5 protein-coding genes are annotated in these 4,631 nt (G+C 66.4%); all 5 read left to right on the top strand.

Translation table 11 applies throughout. From position 1 onward, the window contains the following. Window positions 1–697, top strand: a 697-nt coding sequence (locus GPT33_RS17105) for an asparagine synthase-related protein (protein ID WP_296811381.1), incomplete at its 5' end; no start/stop codon positions are given. A 20-nt stretch (window positions 698–717) separates the two neighbouring features. Next, window positions 718–2,448 (top strand): N-acetylglutaminylglutamine synthetase, encoded by a 1,731-nt coding sequence (gene ngg / locus GPT33_RS17100; protein ID WP_296811379.1) that lies wholly within the window; start codon window positions 718–720, stop codon window positions 2,446–2,448. After that, window positions 2,445–3,554, top strand: coding sequence for an osmoprotectant NAGGN system M42 family peptidase (locus GPT33_RS17095; RefSeq protein ID WP_296811376.1), 1,110 nt, complete (start codon window positions 2,445–2,447; stop codon window positions 3,552–3,554). Before ngg ends, GPT33_RS17095 begins: the two co-directional genes overlap by 4 nt. Before the next feature lie 29 nt (window positions 3,555–3,583). Next, window positions 3,584–3,961 (top strand): CidA/LrgA family protein, encoded by a 378-nt coding sequence (locus GPT33_RS17090; RefSeq protein ID WP_296811374.1) that lies wholly within the window; start codon window positions 3,584–3,586, stop codon window positions 3,959–3,961. Further along, on the top strand, window positions 3,945–4,631 hold a 687-nt coding region (locus GPT33_RS17085; RefSeq protein ID WP_296811372.1), incomplete at its 3' end, for an LrgB family protein. The genes GPT33_RS17090 and GPT33_RS17085, both read left to right, overlap by 17 nt.

The raw sequence follows: 4,631 nt of genomic DNA, 5'->3' as shown, positions 1-4,631 counted from the left end.
GGTCGCCAAGCATGTGAAGGTGGTGCAGAGCGGGCAGGGTGCCGACGAGGTCTTCGCCGGCTATCACTGGTATCCGCCGATGCTCGGCAGCACCGATCCGGTCGGCGATTATGCGCAGGCCTTCTGCGATCGCACGCACGAGGACTACCGTCGCGCGGTCGATCCGCGGTTTCACGGCGAAGACGCGAGCCGTGCCTTCATCGCCGCGCATTTCGCCCGCGCCGGTGCGGATGCGCCGGTCGACAAGGCGTTGCGGATCGATCAGCAGATCATGTTGGTCGACGACCCGGTCAAGCGCGTCGACAACATGACCATGGCGTGGGGCCTGGAGGCGCGCGTACCCTTCCTGGACCATGAGCTGGTCGAGCTGGCCGCGCGCATGCCTGATCGGCACAAGCTCTGCGACGAGGGTAAAGGCGTGCTCAAGGCGATCGGACGACGGCTCATCCCGACCTCGGTCATCGATCGGCCCAAAGGCTACTTCCCGGTGCCCGCGCTCAAGTATCTGCGCGGCGATGTCTTGGCGACCGTGCGCGATTTGCTGCATTCGCCGCGCGCCCGCGAGCGCGGTCTTTTTCAGCCGGCCTACATCGACACCCTGCTGGCGGCGCCGGACGATCATCTGACCCCGCTGCGCGGCTCCAAGCTGTGGCAGGTCGCGTTGTTGGAGATGTGGTTGCAAGAGCAAGGGGTCTGAGACCAATGAGCAGAGATCGGATGCGTCATCGACTCGAGCGCAGTCGTGCTCCGTCGCTCAAGAACTGGGACCGCCAACCGCGCGCGGATCAGGCGCTCGCACAGCCCGCGATCGTCGACTGCGGCTGGGGGCGGCTGCTCTTCGGTCAGACCTTCTCGGACCCCAAGGCGCTCGCCGAGGCGCTCCGCGAGGAGCACCGCGGCAAGCGCGACGTGGCGCTCTATCTGAGCGACCCCCACGTGGTGCTCTCCTACGCGCCGCGGGATCTGTTCCTGGACCCCTCCCACACCTTCCGCCTCTGGCTCGAGCGCTATCAGTGCTCGCCGCGTCGGCCGAAAGGCTTTCACGTGCGCTTGCTCAACAGTCGCGACGACGCCGAGGCGATCCACCGGCTCTATGTCACCCGTCGCATGGTCCCGCCCAGTACCGACTTTATCTCGGCGCAGCGCACCTCCAAGATCTTGACCTACTGGGTTGCCGAAGAGGAGCAGGACGGCCGTATCGTGGGTGCGGTGACCGGCGTGGATCATGTCGCGGCCTTTGCAGACCCCGAGAACGGCGCCAGTCTCTGGGCCCTCGCCGTCGATGCTCAGGCCCCTTATCCGGGTGTGGGCGACGCACTGGTGCGACAGGTGATCGAGTATTATCAGGCCCGCGGTCGCGGCTTTCTGGACCTGTCGGTCATCCACGACAATACCCAAGCCATCCGGCTCTATCGCAAGCTCGGCTTCGAGCGGATCCCGGCCTTCGCGCTCAAGAACAAGAACGCCTTCAACGAGCCGCTCTTCATGGGTCAACAGCCCGAGGCCAAGCTCAATCCCTACGCGACCATCATCGTCAACGAGGCGCGCCGGCGCGGGATCGCCATCGAGGTGCTCGACGCGGAGGGCGGCTATTTCGCCCTGGTGCTCGGCGGGCGCAGGATCGTCTGTCGCGAGAGTTTGAGCGAGCTGACCAGCGCCGTGGCCATGAGCCGCTGCGACGATAAGGCGGTCACCCATCGGCTGTTGCGCAATGCCGGTCTGCGGGTCCCGGAGCAGACCCGTTTCGAGGCGTTGGATCAGGCCGAGGCGTTTCTCTCCAAGCTCGGCCGCGTGGTCGTGAAACCCGTGCGCGGCGAGCAGGGTGCCGGGATCAGTGTCGACGTGCGCGATCCCGAAACCCTCGAGCGTGCGATCGCGGCGGCGCGGCGGGTCTGTGACCAGGTGATCCTGGAGGAGTATGTCGCGGGCGATGATCTGCGCATCATCGTGATCGACAACAAGGTCGTCGCCGCCGCGATCCGTCGCCCGGCGCAGGTGACCGGAACCGGTCAGCACAGCGTGCGTGACCTGATTCAGGCTCAGAGCCGACGCCGCCGCGCGGCAACGGGCGGGGAGAGCAGCATCCCGATGGACGACGAGACCAAGCGTTGCGTCGTCTCCGCCGGCTACGATCTGGAGGCGATCCTGCCGATGGGAGAGGTGCTCACGGTGCGCAAGACCGCGAATCTCCACACCGGCGGGACCATCCACGATGTGACCGCGCAGCTCAATCCCGTCCTCGCCGAGGCCGCCGTTGCCGCGGCGCGGGCGTTGGCGATCCCGGTCACCGGGCTCGATTTCCTTGTGCCTTCGGTGCGCGGGACCGATTATGTGATTATCGAGGCCAACGAGCGGCCCGGCTTGGCCAATCACGAGCCTCAACCGACCGCCGAGCGTTTCGTCGACCTGCTGTTTCCTCAGACCGCCGCCCGGGAGTCTATGTTTTGAAGTTGCCTGCCATCGATACGCGCTACCTGGTCGAGATTCTGCTCAAGCTGCTGCATACGCCCAGCCCGTCCGGATATACGGATCGCGTGGTCCATCTCGTTTGCGAGGAGCTCGAACGCTTGGAGGTCCCCTTCGAGCTGACCCGCCGGGGCGCCATCCGCGCGACGCTTAAAGGCGAGGTCTCCCAGCCCGATCGCGCGGTCGTGGCCCATATCGATACACTCGGCGCCATGGTGAAGGCGCTCAAGGAGAACGGCCGTCTGCAGTTGGTCCCGGTCGGGCACTGGAATGCGCGCTTCGCCGAGGGCGCGCGTGCGACGCTCTTCACCGACAACTGCCAATGGCGCGGCACCATCTTGCCGCTCAAGGCATCGGGCCACACCTTCGCGCCCGAGATCGACAATCAGCCCGGCGGCTGGGATTTTGTGGAGTTTCGTATCGACGCGCGCGTGCGCGACATCGCCGACCTCCTGCGTTTGGGCGTGCATGTCGGTGACTTCCTGGCGATCGACACCAGCCCCGAGATCACCGATACCGGCTTCATCAACTCTCGCCATCTCGACGACAAGGCCGGCACCGCGGTCCTGCTCGCGGCGATCGAGGCGGTGCGCCGCGAGGGGCTCGAGCTGCCGGTCGACTGTCATCCGCTCTTCACCATCTCCGAGGAGGTGGGGTCCGGCGCGTCGGCCGCGCTCCAGCAGGATGTCGCCGAGATGCTGACCATCGACAACGGAACGACCGCGCCGGGGCAGAATTCGAGCGAATTCGGCGTGACCATCGCCATGGCGGACGAGGTCGGCCCCTTCGATTATCACCTGACCCATCGCATCATCCAGCTTTGCCAGGAGTTCGCGATCCCGCATCAGCGCGATGTCTTCAAGTACTATCGCTCCGACAGCGCCGCGGCCCTGACGGCCGGCAACGACGTGCGCACGGCGCTCGTGACCTTCGGCATCGATGCCTCGCACGGCTACGAGCGCATCCACTTCGATGCGTTGGAATCGCTCGCCCGGCTCGTGAGCGTTTACATGCAGGGCCCGCCCCTGTTCAGTCGCGATCGCTTCGAGATGGGTCCGCGCACGGGCTTCCCGATCCAGCCCGGTTGAGACGCGGATAAGTCGACGCGGGCAAGACGATGCTGCACGCCCTGACCTTGATCCTGCTGTGCCAGCTCGCCGGCGAGACCGTCGTCTTGCTGACCGGTTTGCCCGTGCCGGGACCTGTTCTCGGGATGTTGCTCCTGTTGGGGTGGCTGTTTCTGCGCGGCGGGATCTCGGAGGAGGTCGGGCGCACGGCCGATACGCTGCTCGCACATTTCTCGCTCTTGTTCGTCCCGGCCGGGGTCGGCGTCATGCTTCACTGGGAGCGTCTTCAAGGTCAATGGCCGGCGATCGCCGCGGCGCTGCTGCTGGGCACACTCCTCACGCTGGCGGTCACCGCATTGACGATGGCCGGCGTGCAGCGGCTCCTCGCGACGGTCAGCCGGCGTCGGCGGGATGCCGCCGGTGACTGAAACACCCTTTACCGAGATTTGGGTCTATCTCTCGGCCTCGCCGCTGCTCTGGCTGTCGGCGACATTGGTCTGCTATCTGGCGGCCGATCGGCTCTACCGGTTCGGGCGCGGGAGCCCGCTCCTGAATCCGGTCGCGGTGGCGGTCGCGCTCTTGATCGGGATCCTGACGCTCACCGGGACGCCCTACGCGGTCTATTTCGACGGGGCGCAGTTCGTCCACTTCCTGCTCGGGCCGGCGACGGTCGCGCTGGCCATTCCGCTGTATCGACAGCGCCAGCGGCTCGGCGCCCTGGCCGTACCGATCGGTGCGGCCCTGTTGGTCGGGGTGCTGACGGCGAGCGTGAGTGCGATTGGGCTTGCGGCTTGGCTCGGTGCCGATACCGCCACTCAGATCTCTCTGGCCCCCAAGTCCGTCACGGCTCCGGTGGCGATGGGCATCTCGGAGAAGCTCGGCGGGATCCCGTCGCTCACAGCGGTTCTGGTGGTCAGCACCGGCATCGTTGGCGCGGTCTTCGGCACGGGCGTGCTGAGGCTGCTGCGGATTCGCGACGATGCGGTCAAAGGGGTCGCCATGGGCGTGACATCGCACGGCATCGGCACCGCGCGTGCGTTCCAGGTCAGCCCGACCATGGGTGCCTTCTCGGGTCTTGCGATGGCCCTGTCGGCCTTT

Origin of the sequence: Thiocapsa sp. (genome assembly GCF_011390875.1) — a bacterium.
GTDB lineage: Bacteria > Pseudomonadota > Gammaproteobacteria > Chromatiales > Chromatiaceae > Thiocapsa.
The sequence above is the reverse complement of the archived record's forward strand: the minus strand, read 5'-3'. Positions and strand labels throughout refer to the sequence as shown.